At 57.5% G+C, this 15,706-nt stretch carries 20 protein-coding genes and 1 tRNA gene; 15 read left to right on the top strand and 6 right to left on the bottom strand.

What is annotated here, in order from left to right:
• Position 1 precedes the first annotated feature (1 nt).
• Genes BLS87_RS14600 through BLS87_RS14585 form a run of 4 tightly spaced genes read left to right on the top strand, consistent with a single transcriptional unit; the run spans position 2 to position 3,453 of the window.
• The gene (locus BLS87_RS14600) at positions 2-1,024 is read left to right on the top strand and encodes a LacI family DNA-binding transcriptional regulator (RefSeq protein ID WP_074753198.1); all 1,023 of its coding nucleotides are present in this window, start codon (positions 2-4) and stop codon (positions 1,022-1,024) included.
• Between the two features lie 37 nt (positions 1,025-1,061).
• Entirely contained in the window at positions 1,062-1,979 is a 918-nt protein-coding gene (rbsK, locus tag BLS87_RS14595; RefSeq protein ID WP_074753197.1) for a ribokinase, read from the top strand.
• Positions 1,976-2,380 (top strand): D-ribose pyranase, encoded by a 405-nt coding sequence (rbsD, locus tag BLS87_RS14590; protein WP_074753196.1) that lies wholly within the window; start codon positions 1,976-1,978, stop codon positions 2,378-2,380. The genes rbsK and rbsD overlap by 4 nt, the downstream gene beginning before the upstream one ends.
• A gap of 44 nt (positions 2,381-2,424) precedes the next feature.
• Entirely contained in the window at positions 2,425-3,453 is a 1,029-nt protein-coding gene (locus tag BLS87_RS14585) for a nucleoside hydrolase (protein ID WP_074753195.1), read from the top strand.
• A 6-nt stretch (positions 3,454-3,459) separates the two neighbouring features.
• Here BLS87_RS14585 and BLS87_RS14580 read toward each other — a convergent pair whose 3' ends face one another.
• Entirely contained in the window at positions 3,460-3,657 is a 198-nt protein-coding gene (locus BLS87_RS14580) for a hypothetical protein (RefSeq protein ID WP_074753194.1), read from the bottom strand.
• A gap of 167 nt (positions 3,658-3,824) precedes the next feature.
• Between BLS87_RS14580 and BLS87_RS14575 the strand changes: the two genes are divergently transcribed.
• Positions 3,825-4,130: a hypothetical protein gene (locus BLS87_RS14575; protein ID WP_074753488.1), complete on the top strand. Its 306-nt coding sequence runs from the start codon at positions 3,825-3,827 to the stop codon at positions 4,128-4,130.
• 188 nt (positions 4,131-4,318) lie between these two features.
• Complete coding sequence (locus BLS87_RS14570) at positions 4,319-4,642, top strand: I78 family peptidase inhibitor (RefSeq protein WP_074753193.1); 324 nt, start codon at positions 4,319-4,321, stop codon at positions 4,640-4,642.
• 61 nt (positions 4,643-4,703) lie between these two features.
• On the opposite strand, the gene BLS87_RS14565 is transcribed toward BLS87_RS14570, so the two are convergent.
• Together BLS87_RS14565 and BLS87_RS14560 are read right to left on the bottom strand one after the other, a co-directional pair.
• A complete protein-coding gene (locus BLS87_RS14565; protein ID WP_003179963.1) occupies positions 4,704-4,916 on the bottom strand; it encodes a cold-shock protein in 213 nt (70 codons plus the stop codon).
• 297 nt (positions 4,917-5,213) lie between these two features.
• Positions 5,214-5,528, bottom strand: a complete 315-nt coding sequence (locus tag BLS87_RS14560) for a hypothetical protein (protein WP_074753192.1) — start codon at positions 5,526-5,528, stop codon at positions 5,214-5,216.
• A gap of 393 nt (positions 5,529-5,921) precedes the next feature.
• On the opposite strand from BLS87_RS14560, the gene thrS reads away from it, so the two are divergent.
• The 9 genes from thrS (at position 5,922) to BLS87_RS14515 (ending at position 13,434) form a co-directional block, all read left to right on the top strand.
• Positions 5,922-7,844 (top strand): threonine--tRNA ligase, encoded by a 1,923-nt coding sequence (gene thrS / locus BLS87_RS14555; RefSeq protein ID WP_074753191.1) that lies wholly within the window; start codon positions 5,922-5,924, stop codon positions 7,842-7,844.
• Entirely contained in the window at positions 7,844-8,395 is a 552-nt protein-coding gene (infC, locus tag BLS87_RS14550; RefSeq protein ID WP_208605171.1) for a translation initiation factor IF-3, read from the top strand. Before thrS ends, infC begins: the two co-directional genes overlap by 1 nt.
• Positions 8,396-8,455: 60 nt before the next feature.
• Positions 8,456-8,650, top strand: a complete 195-nt coding sequence (rpmI, locus tag BLS87_RS14545) for a 50S ribosomal protein L35 (RefSeq protein WP_002553160.1) — start codon at positions 8,456-8,458, stop codon at positions 8,648-8,650.
• Positions 8,651-8,678: 28 nt separating this feature from the next.
• Entirely contained in the window at positions 8,679-9,035 is a 357-nt protein-coding gene (rplT, locus tag BLS87_RS14540; protein WP_007905879.1) for a 50S ribosomal protein L20, read from the top strand.
• A 105-nt stretch (positions 9,036-9,140) separates the two neighbouring features.
• Positions 9,141-10,157 carry a phenylalanine--tRNA ligase subunit alpha gene (pheS, locus tag BLS87_RS14535; RefSeq protein WP_074753189.1) on the top strand — a complete coding sequence of 339 codons (1,017 nt, stop codon included), beginning with the start codon at positions 9,141-9,143 and terminating at the stop codon, positions 10,155-10,157.
• A gap of 84 nt (positions 10,158-10,241) precedes the next feature.
• Complete coding sequence (gene pheT / locus BLS87_RS14530; protein WP_074753188.1) at positions 10,242-12,623, top strand: phenylalanine--tRNA ligase subunit beta; 2,382 nt, start codon at positions 10,242-10,244, stop codon at positions 12,621-12,623.
• Positions 12,624-12,626: 3 nt separating this feature from the next.
• Positions 12,627-12,929 carry an integration host factor subunit alpha gene (gene ihfA, locus BLS87_RS14525; protein WP_002553164.1) on the top strand — a complete coding sequence of 101 codons (303 nt, stop codon included), beginning with the start codon at positions 12,627-12,629 and terminating at the stop codon, positions 12,927-12,929.
• A complete protein-coding gene (locus BLS87_RS14520) occupies positions 12,910-13,266 on the top strand; it encodes a MerR family transcriptional regulator (RefSeq protein ID WP_074753187.1) in 357 nt (118 codons plus the stop codon). Before ihfA ends, BLS87_RS14520 begins: the two co-directional genes overlap by 20 nt.
• Before the next feature lie 91 nt (positions 13,267-13,357).
• Positions 13,358-13,434, top strand: a tRNA-Pro gene (locus BLS87_RS14515).
• 82 nt (positions 13,435-13,516) lie between these two features.
• Here BLS87_RS14515 and BLS87_RS14510 read toward each other — a convergent pair.
• From BLS87_RS14510 to BLS87_RS14505, 3 genes are read right to left on the bottom strand one after another with little or no spacing between them, the layout of a single operon-like run.
• Positions 13,517-14,668, bottom strand: a complete 1,152-nt coding sequence (locus BLS87_RS14510; RefSeq protein WP_244165845.1) for a tyrosine-type recombinase/integrase — start codon at positions 14,666-14,668, stop codon at positions 13,517-13,519.
• Positions 14,569-14,985 carry a helix-turn-helix transcriptional regulator gene (locus BLS87_RS34640; RefSeq protein WP_143024386.1) on the bottom strand — a complete coding sequence of 139 codons (417 nt, stop codon included), beginning with the start codon at positions 14,983-14,985 and terminating at the stop codon, positions 14,569-14,571. The genes BLS87_RS14510 and BLS87_RS34640 overlap by 100 nt, the downstream gene beginning before the upstream one ends.
• A gap of 22 nt (positions 14,986-15,007) precedes the next feature.
• Positions 15,008-15,604, bottom strand: coding sequence for a hypothetical protein (locus BLS87_RS14505; protein WP_074753185.1), 597 nt, complete (start codon positions 15,602-15,604; stop codon positions 15,008-15,010).
• Positions 15,605-15,706 lie beyond the last annotated feature (102 nt).

Genomic DNA, 15,706 nt, shown 5'->3' with positions numbered 1-15,706 from the left:
TATGGCCACCATCAAAGATGTGGCTGCAATTGCAGGCATTTCGTACACCACCGTGTCGCACGTTCTCAACAGAACGCGACCGGTTAGCGACGAAGTGCGCAAGAAAGTGGAAGCCGCCATTGCGCAACTGGACTACGTGCCCAGTGCCGTGGCGCGCTCCCTGAAAGCCAAATCCACTGCGACCATCGGGTTGCTGATTCCCAACGGCATCAACCCTTACTTTGCCGAGCTCGCTCGAGGCATCGAGGATTACTGCGAGCGCAACGGGTTCTGCGTGATCCTCTGCAACTCCGACGACAATCTGGACAAGCAGCGCAACTATTTGCGCGTGCTGCTGGAGAAGCGTGTGGACGGGTTGATCGTTTCATCGGTGGGCGGCGGTGACAGCCTGGTCGACAGCCTGGCATCGGTCAGGACGCCGATGGTCATCGTCGACCGTGACCTGGAAAATATCACGGCCGATCTGGTGCGCATCGACCATGAGCTGGGCGCCTATCTGGCCACCTCGCACCTGCTGGGGTTGGGGCATCGGCACATCGCCTGTATCAGTGGACCCGCTGAAACCAGCGTTGCGCGCATGCGTCTGGCCGGTTATCACCGTGCGATGCAGGAGGCGGGTATCGACGTCCCGGACAGCTGGGTCGTGGAAAGCGACTTCACAGGGCCCAGTGGCTACAAGGCTGCAGGCACGTTGCTGGAAAACGATCGGCCGACGGCGATCTTTGCCGCCAACGACATGGTGGGGATCGGCGTTTTGCGTGCGGCGGCGGAACGCAACGTGCGTGTGCCCGCCGATCTTTCGGTCATCGGCTTCGACGACATCCAGATGAGTCAGTACGTGTTCCCGGCGCTGACCACCGTGGGGCAGTCGATTCTGCAGCTGGGCGAGCGGGCCGCCGAGGTCTTGCTCAAGCGGATTTCGACCCGTGGCGACAGCGCGGTGCAACAGCTGATTGTTGCCCCAAGCATCGTGCTGCGTGAATCCACTGCGCCGCCAACCAACGCATTCAACGAGTTTCGCTGAGCCGGGCGCGGTGCCCGGATTGAAGAGTAAAGACGTCATGCAAGCAAAAGTTGTGATAGTGGGCAGCCTCAATATGGACCTGGTGACACGCGCGCCGCGCTTGCCACGCGCCGGTGAAACCCTCGCCGGGCAGTCGTTCGTCACGGTCCCGGGCGGGAAGGGCGCAAACCAGGCGGTCGCGGCGGCGCGTCTCGGCGCCAGTGTGGCCATGATCGGTTGTGTCGGTGATGACGCCTACGGTGAGCAGTTGCGCGCCGCTTTGTTGGCCGAGGGCGTTGATTGTCAGGCCGTGACCGCCATTGCCGGTGAGTCGACCGGGGTTGCGCTGATCGTCGTGGACGACAGCAGCCAGAACGCGATCGTTATCGTTGCCGGCGGCAATGGGCAGGTCAGTGCCAGTGTGGTCGACCGTTTCGACGCGTTGCTCAGCCAGGCCGACGTGATCATCTGCCAGCTGGAAGTCCCGATGGCCACCGTTGGCCATGTCCTCAAGCGAGGGCGCGAGCTGGGTAAGACGGTCATCCTCAATCCCGCTCCGGCGAGCGGTCCGTTACCCGCTGAATGGTACGCCTGGATTGATTACCTGATCCCGAACGAAAGCGAGGCGACAGCGTTGACAGGGGTGCCGGTCGACAGCGTGGCGACGGCCGATGCAGCCGCCACGGCCTTGCTTGCGTCGGGTGTGGGCAAGGTCATTGTCACCTTGGGTGAGCAAGGGGCGTTATTCGCCAGTCAGTCAGGTTCTGCGCATTTCCCGGCGCCAAAGGTCAAAGCGGTCGATACCACTGCGGCAGGTGACACGTTTGTCGGCGGGTTTGCGGCGGCGCTGGCTGAAGGCAAGTCTGAGCCGGACGCGATACGTTTCGGACAGATCGCGGCGGCGTTGTCCGTCACCCGTTCTGGCGCTCAGCCTTCCATTCCCACCTTCAACGAAGTCCAGGGTTATCAGCCATGAAAAAAACACCACTGCTCAATATCGCGCTGTCACGGGTGGTCGCGTCGCTGGGGCATGGCGATATCCTGATGATCGTCGACGCCGGGATGCCGGTGCCTGCGGGCGTCGAGCTCATTGATCTGGCCGTCACCCGCGGAGTGCCTGACTTCGTCAGTGTGTTGAACACCGTGCTTGCTGAAATGCAGGTGGAAAGCCACGTGCTCGCCGATGAAATGCGTGAAAAACAGCCGCCGGCGTTGACCGTGCTCGACACCCTTAACGCAGCAGGCCATCTGGGCGAGCAGCGTCTTGTCAGCCATGAAGCGTTGAAGCAGTTGAGCCGCAACGCTCGCGCCATTGTGCGCACCGGTGAATGCCAGCCGTACACGAACATTGCACTGGTGTCCGGCGTCGTCTTCTGACGCCACCGCTTTTCGTGCCATCCTCAAGAAACAGGGAGTTTCCTATGCACACAAGTCGTCACGTTTTTGTTCACCTGATCAGGAGCGTTGCCCTTTTGGCCATCCTTTGCGCCACGGCTGTTCAAGCCGCCGAAAAACGCGACCTGATCATCGACACCGATCCCGGGGCGGACGACGTCGTCGCGCTGCTGTTGGCTTTGGCCTCTCCTGAAGAGCTGAACGTCATGGCGATCACCACGGTGGCCGGCAACGTACGCATTGATAAAACGTCGCGTAACGCACGCCTGGCCCGGGAATGGGCGGGGCGCGAGGAAGTACCGGTTTACGCGGGCGCCGGTCGGCCGCTGGTGCGCACGCCGATCTATGCCGAGAACATTCACGGCAAGGAAGGTCTTCCGGGCGTCGAGGTGCACGAACCGAAAAAAGGTCTGGCTGAGGGTAATGCGGTGCAGTACCTGGTGGAGACGCTGCGCAACGCTGCGCCTCATAGCATCACCATTGCCATGCTTGGGCCGCAAACCAACCTGGCGCTTGCGCTGGTTCAAGCGCCGGAGATCACGCAAGGCATCAAGGAAGTGGTGGTGATGGGCGGCGCGCACTTCAACGGCGGCAACATCACGCCAGTGGCGGAATTCAATCTATATGCCGATCCGGATGCCGCCAAGGTTGTCCTGGCCAGCGGGGTCAAACTGACCTACGTGCCGCTGGATGTGACGCACAAGATTCTCACCAGCGATCAGCGCCTCAAGCAGATCGAAGCCTTGAACAACCAGGCAGGCAAGCGGGTCGGCAGTATTCTCAATGAGTACGTCAAGGCTGACATGGTGCATTACGGGCTGCCAGGTGGCCCGGTGCATGACGCCAGCGTCATCGCATGGCTGCTGAAGCCAGAGCTGTTCAGCGGCAGGCAGGTCAACCTGGTGATCGACAGCCGTGAAGGCCCTGGCTTTGGTCAGACGGTTGCCGACTGGTATGACACGCTGGGACAGAACAAGAACGTGTTCTGGGTCGAAAATGGCGATGCCCAAGGCTTCTTCGACCTGCTGACCCAGCGTCTTGGACGTCTCAAGTAATCGCGATCAAGCGTTGTCCAGAACCTCGGTGGAATAGCGCAGAAACACCTGGTTCATGAAATTCTGGGCACCCGAGGTGCCCAGTTCCTTGACCAGCAGATCGACTGCAATGATGGCCAGTTCCTCCGGGCTTCCCGGGCTGTGCGCACAGTGTCCCTGGGGCCATTTCGCCTTGATGTCCGCATCGATCGATACGATTGCCATGGTGTCTCGTCCCTCTCGAAAACTGTCAATTCCTGCCATCAATACCCGCGGTTGAGCGTGCGAGCAGGGCGTGCAGTAAACCATCTTGTCTGCTTTTGCGCACTGCTACTTAGGCATAAACACCGATGCATGCCAGAATTGCTGACTTTCATGGCAGGGCCTTACCGGTGTCTATCGATCTGACCGATTCACGATCTTTTACCCTCGAAGCTGTGCGGCAGATGATCGCAAGCGCAAATGACAATACCCATAACCAGCTACGGGTCAGCCGTGATGGCAAAGCATGGCTGTCGAGTGCGGCAGTAGGCGGGGTCGATATCGACGGCCTGTTGTTTCGACTCGAAACATGGGCTGCCGGCTCCGGCTGTGTCGGTCCGGTCGCGGCGAGCGATGCGGTCTGGGTGACGCAGATCTACAACGCCTTGCGGGATAACTGGGCAGACCCCCGCATGGATTATGTGGATGTTTACTAGCGCTCAGGGGTGAGCGACTTTCCAAACGTTTTGTGACGATTTGTTTGCCCAGGCCAAGGTCGGTCTCCGGCAGACTTCGGGCTTTGTCGGCGACACCGCCAGACCGCGTTTTTTAGGGTGTCAGCGAAACCCTGCGGATTGATCGCTGTCGCACAGGTTCTGGTTCACGTTAAATGTAAGGAGTTCATATGCCCTGGAAACATGCATCATCGGGTCTGGTTTTGTTGGTGGCAGTGCTGGCGGGGTGCAGCAGTACCTCCGAGTCGTCGAAACCGGCGGAGAGCGCGGTTGCCACCGAATCCGGTCACTCCCGTTGTGATGCTGCCGCTGTACAATTTGCGGTGGGCAAACCGGCATCGGCGGCGCTGCTGGAGCAGGCGCGCGTCAAGGCGGGTGCACAGACGGCCAGAGTGCTTGGGCCCAATGACATGGTGACGCTGGAGTACCGTTCGGATCGCCTGAATATGAATACCGATCAGGCCGCAACGGTCAATCGTGTCAATTGCGGCTAAGTACCGTTTTTGAGGCACAAAAAAACCCCGTCAGTGACGGGGTTTTTTTAGCGCGCTCGGATTACTCCGGGCGAACCTGAGCGGCTTGCATGCCCTTTTGGCCTTTCTCAGCCACGAAAGAGACAGTCTGGCCTTCTTTCAGGCTTTTGAAACCGTCGGATTCGATAGCTTTGAAGTGTACGAACAGGTCGTCACCGCCACCCTGTGGAGTGATAAAGCCGAAGCCTTTTTCATCGTTGAACCATTTTACGGTGCCGGTTTGGCGATTAGACATGGTGTATCTCCAGAAACATAATATTCAGTAGTGCTGTGCTGCTCAGGCCAACTGGGCACACGGGGGCTATCATAGTCGAATTGTGTGAATGCTGGACTTTTTCAGTAAGAACTTTGCGCCATTACCGCAAATATAATGGCCAAAAAGCGCGTCTGCATTGCCGTTTCAACTCGGGGATGAGCCGCCGTTCAGAGCCTTAAGAGTGACTGAAGCCCCCGTATTTCGGGGGCTTCGGTTGTTCTTGGCAGGTGTCCCGTCGAGAAGGCTGAGGCCTTCTCATCGCGGAATGTAAATTTTTTATTTTTTGCCTTTGAGGCAGTTCTCGCCGACCGCTTTTTGCAGGCGAGAGGTCATTTCGGTACTCGGAGGTGTCGTTTTGTCATTCAACGAGGCGATCTCCTTGTCCGAGAAGTTTTTGTTGATCTGTTGAGCGCCGCATTCGCAATGCGCTTGCACGGCCTTGGCGTCCATCCCCGGATTGTTCTGGGTGGCGGCGGCGGAGCACTCATTCATGTAAGTCGTCTTGGTTTTTGCGTCCATGGCGGCATGAGCGCTGATCGGAAGAGTCAACGCCAACGGTGCGAGGAGGGCGGCAACACGTAGAAGCTTCATGGTTGTTTCCTTTTTGTCTGTGGAACCTGCGAAAGCACAGGTCTTTAACGGGTCTCGGTTAATCTGACGGCAGGGATTCGCACCAGTTCAGTGTTCGGAACCTTCCCACAGTAATCGAAGAAAACTTTATGGCCGCGGCAGCCGGGTTATGTGACCCGCGACAGACGGTCTGTGCTAGGATGCGCGTCCTGTAGATTCGCTCGCGTCTCGCGGGGCAGGTGCTGCGTGAAGCGATGCCTGTCGATTTCGTCAAATCCAGTCACTCTGGTTCGGTCCAACGGTTGGCCTTTGGGCTCCTGCCACTGTGAGGCAGGTACACCACCGAATCGCGTACTGGCTCTATCCCAACCCACGTGACCTTTGGTAGGGGTCACCACTAGGAGAGGAGGCGCCATGCCAACTATTACTCTTCCCGACGGCAGTCAACGTTCTTTCGATCACCCGGTCTCTGTTGCCGAGGTCGCGGCCTCCATTGGCGCGGGCCTGGCTAAAGCCACCGTTGCCGGCAAGGTCAACGGTCAACTGGTCGATGCCAGCGACATCATCACTGCCGACGCGAGTCTGCAAATCATCACCCCGAAAGACCATGAAGGCCTGGAGATCATTCGTCACTCCTGCGCACACCTGGTTGGTCACGCGGTCAAGCAACTGTACCCGACCGCCAAAATGGTGATTGGTCCGGTGATCGATGACGGCTTCTATTACGATATCGCCTACGAGCGCCCGTTCACGCCAGATGACATGGCAGCGATCGAGCAGCGCATGCAGCAGCTGATCGAAAAGGATTACGACGTCATCAAGAAAGTCACTCCGCGCGCGGAAGTGATCGAGGTGTTCAAGGCGCGTGGCGAAGACTACAAACTGCGCCTGGTCGAGGACATGCCGAATGAAACGGCGATGGGCCTCTACTACCACGAAGAATATGTCGACATGTGCCGTGGTCCGCACGTGCCGAATACCCGCTTCCTCAAGTCGTTCAAATTGACCAAGCTGTCCGGCGCCTACTGGCGCGGCGACGCCAAGAACGAGCAGCTGCAGCGCGTGTACGGCACCGCCTGGGCTGACAAGAAGCAACTGGCTGCTTACATCCAGCGCATCGAAGAAGCGGAAAAACGCGACCATCGCAAGATCGGCAAGCGTCTGGGCCTGTTCCACACCCAGGAAGAAGCGCCAGGCATGGTGTTCTGGCACCCGAACGGCTGGACGCTGTATCAGGTGCTTGAGCAATACATGCGCAAGACCCAGCGTGAAAATGGCTATCTGGAAATCAAGACGCCGCAGGTTGTTGACCGCTCGCTGTGGGAGAAATCCGGGCACTGGGCCAACTACGCTGAAAACATGTTCACCACCGAATCTGAAAGCCGCGACTACGCGATCAAGCCGATGAACTGCCCTTGCCATGTGCAGGTGTTCAATCAAGGCCTGAAGAGCTACCGCGAGCTGCCGATGCGGCTGGCCGAGTTCGGCGCCTGTCACCGTAACGAACCGTCGGGTGCGTTGCACGGCATCATGCGTGTGCGTGCGTTCACTCAGGATGACGCCCACATCTTCTGCACCGAAGAGCAGATGCAGGCTGAATCCGCTGCGTTCATCAAGCTGACCATGGATGTCTATGCCGACTTCGGCTTTAAGGACATCGAGATGAAGCTGTCGACCCGTCCTGAAAAGCGTGTCGGCTCTGATGACTTGTGGGATCGCGCGGAAGCTGCGTTGGCGGCCGCACTGGACAGCGCGGGCCTGCCGTACGATCTGCAGCCGGGCGAGGGCGCGTTCTATGGCCCGAAAATTGAATTTTCCCTCAAGGATTGCTTGGGTCGCGTGTGGCAATGCGGTACATTGCAGCTCGATTTCAACCTGCCAATCCGTTTGGGTGCCGAATTTGTTTCGGAAGACAACGGTCGTAAGCATCCGGTCATGTTGCACCGTGCGATTCTCGGTTCTTTCGAGCGTTTCATCGGAATTCTGATCGAGCACTACGAAGGTGCATTCCCCGCCTGGCTGGCTCCAACTCAGGCAGTGATCATGAATATCACTGATAAACAGGCAGATTTTGCCCTTGAGGTGGAAAAAACTCTGGCTGAAAGCGGGTTTCGTGCCAAGTCCGACTTGAGAAATGAAAAGATCGGCTTTAAAATCCGCGAGCATACTTTGCTCAAGGTTCCTTATCTCCTCGTCATTGGGGATCGGGAGGTTGAAACGCAAACTGTCGCTGTGCGTACCCGTGAAGGCGCAGACCTCGGCTCAATGCCGGTCGCTCAATTCTCGGAGTTCCTTGCACAAGCGGTTTCCCGGCGTGGTCGCCAAGATTCGGAGTAATTATTATTAAGCGTGAAATGAGACAAGATAAACGAGCTGCACCGAAGGCCCCGATCAACGAGAATATCTCGGCACGCGAGGTTCGGTTAATTGGCGCTGACGGCGAGCAGGTTGGCATCGTCTCGATTGATGAAGCGCTTCGTATAGCTGAAGAAGCCAAGCTTGATCTGGTAGAGATTTCTGCCGACGCAATACCGCCGGTCTGTCGTGTGATGGATTACGGCAAGTCTATCTTCGAGAAGAAGAAGCAGGTTGCTGCGGCGAAGAAAAACCAGAAGCAGATTCAGGTTAAAGAAATCAAGTTTCGTCCAGGGACGGAGGAAGGGGATTACCAGGTAAAACTACGCAACCTGGTACGTTTCCTGAGTGACGGGGACAGGGCCAAGGTATCGTTGAGATTCCGCGGTCGTGAGATGGCCCACCAGGAGCTGGGTATGGAGCTGTTGAAGCGGGTTGAACAAGACCTGCTCGAATACGGCGCCGTCGAACAGCATCCTAAGATGGAAGGACGCCAGCTGATCATGGTCATCGCCCCGAAAAAGAAGAAATAACCACCAGGGCACGGCAGGCCTTGCGGTTATGTTTATCAACTGAATGCGGAGTATCCGAACATGCCAAAGATGAAGACTAAAAGTGGTGCAGCTAAGCGGTTTCTGAAAACCGCGAATGGCATCAAGCACAAACACGCTTTCAAGAGCCACATCCTGACCAAAATGTCGACCAAGCGTAAGCGTCAACTGCGCGGAAGCAGCCTGCTGCATCCGTCTGACGTGGCAAAAGTCGAGCGCATGCTGCGCCTTCGTTAATTTTGATCAAGAATAGAGGAAGTAACTCATGGCTCGTGTAAAGCGTGGCGTCATTGCCCGTAAGCGTCACAAAAAAATTCTGAAACTTGCTAAAGGCTACTACGGCGCGCGTTCACGCGTATTCCGTGTTGCCAAGCAAGCGGTAATCAAGGCAGGCCAATACGCCTACCGTGACCGTCGTCAGAAAAAACGTCAGTTCCGCGCTCTGTGGATCGCTCGTATCAACGCTGGTGCGCGTATCAACGGTCTGTCCTACAGCCGTTTCATCGCTGGCCTGAAAAAAGCGTCGATCGAAATCGACCGTAAGGTTCTGGCTGATCTGGCAGTGAACGAAAAAGCGGCGTTTGCTGCGATTGTCGAGAAAGCTAAAGCCACTCTGGCCTAAGTCCCCGGCAATCACCGGACCTCGTTTCGGGGTTCGGTGTTAAACGTCATAGATAGGGGAAGAGCCTTGTAAGCTCTTCCCCTATTTCGTATCTGGAGTCTGTACATGGAAAACCTGGACGCGCTGGTCTCTCAAGCACTTGAGGCTGTGCAAAGCGCCGAAGATATCAATGCCCTGGAGCAAATCCGGGTTCACTACCTCGGCAAGAAGGGTGAATTGACTCAGGTGATGAAGACCCTGGGGAATTTGCCGGCTGAAGAGCGTCCGCAAGTCGGCGCCCTGATCAACGTTGCCAAGGAGCGTGTCACAGAGGTTCTCAATGCGCGTAAGGCGTCGTTCGAGGAAGCGGATCTTGCCGCCAAACTCGCCGCCGAATCGATTGACGTAACCCTGCCTGGCCGCGGACAGGCCACGGGTGGTCTGCACCCTGTCACCCGGACTCTGGAGCGTATCGAACAATTTTTCACCCACATTGGCTACGGCATCGCCGAAGGTCCTGAGGTGGAAGACGATTACCACAACTTTGAAGCGCTCAACATCCCAGGCCATCACCCGGCCCGGTCGATGCATGACACCTTCTATTTCAATGCGAACATGTTGCTGCGCACCCATACCTCGCCGGTACAGGTCCGCACCATGGAATCGAACAAACCGCCGATCCGCATCGTCTGTCCAGGCCGTGTGTACCGTAGCGACTCCGATATCACTCACTCCCCGATGTTCCATCAGGTCGAAGGCCTGCTGGTCGACCGCGATATCAATTTCGCCGACCTGAAGGGCACCATCGAAGAGTTTCTGCGCGTGTTCTTTGAAAAAGAACTGGCAGTGCGTTTCCGCCCCTCGTACTTCCCGTTTACCGAGCCTTCCGCCGAAGTCGATATGGAGTGCGTGATGTGCAGCGGTAAAGGCTGCCGCGTCTGCAAGCAGACCGGCTGGCTGGAAGTCATGGGCTGCGGCATGGTTCATCCGAACGTGCTGCGTATGTCCGGCATCGATCCGGAAGAATTCCAGGGCTTTGCTTTCGGCATGGGCGCAGAGCGTCTCGCCATGCTGCGTTACGGCGTCAATGACTTGCGCCTGTTCTTCGACAACGACTTGCGGTTCCTCGCGCAATTTCGCTAGGGACCCTGCGCGACGCCACCGGATGGGTGGTGTTCGTGCGGTGGTCAGGTCGCAGATCCGTAACGAATCTATCAGGAGAGCAGGATGAAATTCAGTGAACAGTGGTTGCGCGGCTGGGTAAGCCCGCAAGTCTCCCGTGACGAGCTGGTAGCGCGTCTGTCGATGGCGGGTCTGGAGGTCGATAGCGTGACCCCGGCCGCCGGAGTTTTCAGTGGTGTTGTGGTGGGTGAAGTGGTCAGCACCGAACAGCACCCAGACGCTGACAAACTGCGCGTTTGTCAGGTCAGCAATGGTTCGGAAACGTTTCAGGTTGTCTGCGGTGCGCCCAACGTGCGCCCAGGCCTGAAGATTCCTTTCGCCATGATCGGCGCCGAATTGCCGGGCGACTTCAAGATCAAGAAAGCGAAGCTCCGTGGCGTTGAGTCCAATGGCATGCTCTGCTCACAGGCTGAGCTGCACGTGGGCGAGGGCAACGACGGCCTGATGGAATTGCCGGCTGACGCGCCGGTGGGCAAGGATTTCCGTGCCTACCTGGAGCTGGACGACGCCAGCATCGAAGTCGACCTGACGCCTAACCGTGGCGACTGCCTGTCCGTCGCCGGTCTGGCCCGTGAAGTGGGCGCATTGTATGACGCGACCGTTACACGTCCACAGGTTGCCGTTGTTCCAGCGGTCCACGATGAAGTGCGCTCGGTCGACGTCCTGGCGCCGGCCGCGTGCCCGCGTTACCTGGGTCGTGTCATTCGTAACGTTGACTTGTCTCGTCCGACTCCGCTCTGGATGGTTGAGCGTCTGCGCCGTTCCGAGGTGCGCAGCATCGACGCCGCCGTCGACATCACCAACTACGTCATGCTCGAGCTGGGACAGCCACTGCATGCGTTCGATCTCGCCGAGATCAACGGCGGTATACGCGTTCGAATGGCGGAAGAGGGTGAGAAGCTTGTTCTGCTGGACGGCCAGGAAGTCAGCCTGCGCGCCGACACCTTGGTCATCGCCGATCACCAGCGCGCTTTGGCGATCGCGGGCGTCATGGGCGGCGAACACAGTGGCGTGAACACCGCGACTACGCGTGACATCTTTCTGGAAAGTGCTTTCTTCGATCAAATCGCAGTTGCCGGTAAAGCGCGCTCGTATGGCCTGCACACCGACGCCTCGCACCGCTATGAGCGCGGTGTTGACTGGCAGCTCGCGCGTGAAGCGATGGAGCGCGCCACGGGCTTGCTTCTCGAGATCACGGGTGGCGAAGCCGGTCCGGTCATCGAAACCGTCAGCGAGCAACATTTGCCGTCAATTGCACCCGTCACCCTGCGCGCCGATCGTATCGAGCAGATGCTCGGCATGAAGATGGACGCCACTGAAGTCGAGCGCCTGCTCACTGGGTTGGGTCTTAAGGTTGCGGCTGATTCGGCGGGCCAATGGCGCGTTGAAGTGCCAAGTCACCGTTTCGACATCTCGCTCGAAGTCGACTTGATTGAAGAGCTGGCGCGTTTGTACGGTTACAACCGTCTGCCGGTTCGTTATCCGCAGGCGCGTCTGGCGCCTCAGGCCCGCGCCGAAGCGCAGGGTGATCTGCCAGCGCTGCGTCGTCTGTTGGTTGCGCGGGGTTATCAAGAGGCAATTACGTACAGCTTCATCGATCAGAAATGGTTCGAACTGTTCAATCCTGGCGTCGAACCGCTGCTGTTGGCCAACCCGATTTCCGCCGACATGGCGGCGATGCGTTCGTCGCTGTGGCCAGGCCTGGTCAAGGCGCTTCAGCACAACCTCAATCGTCAACAGGACCGCGTCCGCCTGTTCGAGAGTGGCCTGCGTTTCGTCGGTCAACTGGAAGGTTTGAAACAAGAGCCTATGCTGGCAGGTGTGATCTGCGGCAGCCGTTTGCCTGAAGGCTGGGCACAGGGCCGCGATGCAGTGGACTTCTTCGACGTCAAGGCTGACGTTGAAGCCGTGCTTGGCTTCGCAGGCGCACTGGATGACTTCCGTTTTGTGCCGGGTAAACACCCAGCGCTTCACCCGGGTCAGACCGCGCGCATTGAGCGAGACGGTCGCGAAGTCGGGTACATCGGCGCCTTGCACCCGGAGCTGAGCAAGACACTCGGTCTTGACCGCCCGGTGTTCGTGTTCGAGCTGGTACTGGCTGATGTCGCCCAAGGGCGCTTGCCTAAATTCCACGAGCTGTCGCGCTTCCCTGAGGTCCGTCGAGACCTGGCATTGCTCGCAGATCGTGAGGTCGCGGCGACGGCGGTGATGGACGTTATTCGTGAAAATGCAGGGGAATGGCTGACAGACCTCAGGTTATTTGATGTTTATCAGGGTAAAGGCATTGATCCGCATAGAAAAAGCCTTGCAGTTGGCTTGACCTGGCAACATCCATCGCGCACTCTTACTGACGATGAGGTAAACGCTTCGACGCAGCAAATTCTCACCTCGCTTGAGGAAAGGTTAAACGCCACGTTAAGGAAGTAGCGTATGGGGGCTCTGACGAAAGCTGAGATGGCCGAACGTCTGTACGAAGAGCTAGGCCTGAATAAACGAGAAGCCAAGGAACTGGTTGAGCTGTTCTTTGAGGAAATCAGGCACGCTCTGGAAGATAACGAGCAGGTCAAATTGTCCGGATTCGGCAACTTTGACCTGCGAGATAAACGCCAGCGACCGGGTCGAAATCCCAAGACAGGGGAAGAAATTCCGATTACGGCTCGCCGTGTGGTCACCTTTCGCCCAGGGCAGAAACTGAAGGCCCGAGTTGAGGCTTATGCTGGAACCAAGTCATAACGACGAGCTACCGCCTATTCCCGGCAAACGCTACTTCACCATCGGTGAAGTCAGCGAGCTCTGCGCGGTCAAACCGCACGTTTTGCGTTATTGGGAGCAGGAGTTTCCTCAACTCAACCCGGTCAAGCGCCGCGGGAATCGTCGGTATTATCAGCGACAGGACGTGCTGATGATCCGACAGATCCGTGCGTTGCTCTATGACCAAGGCTTCACCATCGGCGGCGCCCGCTTGCGGATGTCCAGCGATGAGGTCAAGGACGATTCCCTGCAGTACAAGCAATTGATCAAACAAATGATCACTGAACTGGAAGACGTTTTGGTCGTGCTGCGCACCTGACGTAGGTGAATCAAAATACTTCCATCATTCAAAAGCTTAGGGTATATTTCTCGACGCTTTCGCAAGGAGCGACAACAGATTCACGCCTAGTCGGGGCGTAGCGCAGTCCGGTAGCGCACTAGCATGGGGTGCTAGGGGTCGAGTGTTCGAATCACTCCGTCCCGACCATATATTTCAATGACTTAGCCGCCTTTTGGTGGCTTTGTTATTTCTGGGTCAGTGACTTTTCGAGTGACCCTGCCGTTTTTCATCATGCATTCCTCCTTTTCAGAATCGTCAGCGCTGGTGCGCGCGAGTCGGTTACTGATACCTTATTTGCCGCTGCAATCAACTGATCCAGCTCTGCTGCTGAGTAGTGACTGGTGATGCTTCCGTTCTTGTGGCCCAGCAATGCCTTGCGATCCTCTTCTGTCACGCCTGCTGCACGTAGCCTTCTGCCAAAGGTGTGCTTCAGGTCGTGAACACGAATGCGCAAATACCCATCGTGGGCCTTGCGCAGGAACTTCTCTCCCCATTTCGCCGCCGCCCTGACTCGTGCCTTCTTCCAGGCCGAGTCATTCATGCGGTGAACGGTCGTTTCATTCCCTTCACTATCTGGCTTGCCAAACGGAAACACGTACAGCGGATGCTTGCCGCGCTGCTGCTCGATGACTGATTTTGCAACGTCATTCAAAATCACCAAGCGCTCATCCCGGTTTTTCACGCCGGCCTTCGCGCTTCGGCCACCAAACCCGGCTGGGATCAGAAACACACTGGTCTTCAACTCCGGTACCGGAATCTCCCAATCCCACTGCAATTTGCACACCTCTTGCTCGCGACAACCCGTGTTCACCTTGAACATGGCCATCGTCTGCAGATGAGCTGGCAATTCAGCGAACAGAATCGATTGCTCATCCCAGGACAAAGGGTAGGGCTTTCGTGAGTTCGTCTTTTCGTCCAGCAGTGAAATCATTGGCACCACGTCCAGCCATGGGCGCCGCTCTTCGTCCCGCCACTTCCTTGCGCATAGATTCAGAACCCTGATGACGCGTTGCAGCGCGATATTCACGGTTCGGTTCGTCACTGGCTTTCCCTTATCCGGCTGAAGCTTTGACTGGATATAAGGGGCCAGTGAATCGTCATCTATATGGGTGATCGGCAGGTGTCCAATAAACGGGTCGAGCTGTTCCATGTAAGTGGCTGAAATGTGGATCGATGCCTGGTTCTTCACCTCGAGCAGGAAGCGAATCGACGCCTCCCGCCACGTCCGGACCTTGCGCACGCCGTACACCTTCCGCTGGCGCAACTTCTCCAGCATGTGGATCAGGTATTGCTCCGCTTCCGCCCGGTCACTAGTTCCAGTACTTTCTTGAATTCGTTCTCCCCGGTATTTTTTATCAATCTTCCAGATGCCGTTCGGCATTTTCTGGAGCCCTGTGATTGCTTTTTGGGCCATTCGGCTGCTCCTTTGGCCCCGGCATGGCGCTCGCTGCGGGGCTGATTGTTGTCCTGATTGGCGACCTTTTCAATCGCCATGGCCTGGATATAGGCGTCGGCCCACTCATCAATCTCGTGCCGGTCAAAGGCGATGCCCTGTTTCCCGATCGGGAATTCCCGGACGTGGGGTCTGACCGTCTTGTCGAATTCAGCCCGACACATGCCGAGGTAGCCGTACACGTCCCGCGCCCGGATAAAGCGCGGCGTAATGCCAGAAGGCTGCGCCGCAGTTGCATTTGCCATGTTGGCTACCTCCGTCCGGGGTCTATGCGGGGTTGAGTGACTGAGCGCGCTCAGCTTTAACTTCAGCGATGAAGTCGGCTGGCAGCCGGGCCGCGACCGAGCCCTGCGACCATGAAAGCGGACCTGATTTTCGGATCATCTCGTTCAGCAGCTCGAAAGCGGCGATCAGCTGGTCATCTTGCAGCTCGCCGTCCTCAGGCAAGTCATCGCAGAAGTGATCAGCAGCGTCGATTTCGCTCGGGTAATTTGGCTCGCAGATGCACAGCCGGACATCATCAGGTTCGTGATCGGCGTCGACCAGGTAGTCGCGCAGCGAGTCGATATCGAAGAAATAGGTGTCGCTGTCGTAAATGACCAGCGGTTCATCTACCCAATCCCGAATTTCCATTTTCAAGAAGCGTTCATCCATGCGCTCCTGCCGACACACGCCGCAAGAGCCGCTGGTGGCATGGATCGGATGGTCCGGGTTGATCTTGCAATGCCGATGAGTCGAGCCGCAGTAGCGGGCCATGTCTTCGTCTTTGCCCCAGAACCGTCCGTTGGCGTCTACCCAACCGGTCACGGTTTGGACGCTCGCGGCTTCGGGAGAATTGAACATCACGATCTTTTCGTCGCGCATAAGAAGTCCTCGCCCGCCGTACACCGGCAGGCATGTGGATAGATGGGGAAGGGGTTACTTGACGAGATGCGGCTTCGGCGCCGGCATATACATGCCATTGCA

Origin of the sequence: Pseudomonas abietaniphila, assembly GCF_900100795.1 — a bacterium.
In the GTDB taxonomy this organism is placed as follows: domain Bacteria; phylum Pseudomonadota; class Gammaproteobacteria; order Pseudomonadales; family Pseudomonadaceae; genus Aquipseudomonas; species Aquipseudomonas abietaniphila.
Note: the sequence above shows the minus strand (reverse complement) of the source record. Positions and strands in the feature narration are given on the sequence as shown.